Source organism: Pseudoalteromonas sp. CR1, assembly GCF_019392235.1.
GTDB lineage: Bacteria > Pseudomonadota > Gammaproteobacteria > Enterobacterales > Alteromonadaceae > Pseudoalteromonas.
Map to the genome: position 1 here is coordinate 1 of NZ_JAHXRM010000158.1, position 280 is coordinate 280.

Annotated in this window: 1 pseudogene; it reads left to right on the forward strand. The window is 62.1% G+C overall.

From position 1 onward, the window contains the following. A pseudogene (locus KZZ04_RS18905) lies at positions 1-280 on the forward strand (acetyl-coenzyme A synthetase); the annotation flags it as partial.

Genomic DNA, 280 nt, shown 5'->3' on the forward strand with positions numbered 1-280 from the left:
GTCGCCGAAGCGGCGGTGGTGGGTGTACCGCATGACATCAAGGGGCAGGGCATCTATGTGTATGTCACCTTGAAGAACGGCGAAGAGCCAACGGAAGCGCTGCGCCTGGAGCTGAAAAACTGGGTGCGCAAAGAGATCGGGCCGATTGCTTCGCCGGATGTGATCCAGTGGGCGCCGGGCTTGCCGAAGACGCGCTCGGGGAAAATCATGCGCCGTATCCTGCGCAAGATTGCCACGGCCGAGTACGACGGGTTGGGGGATATCTCGACCCTGGCGGACC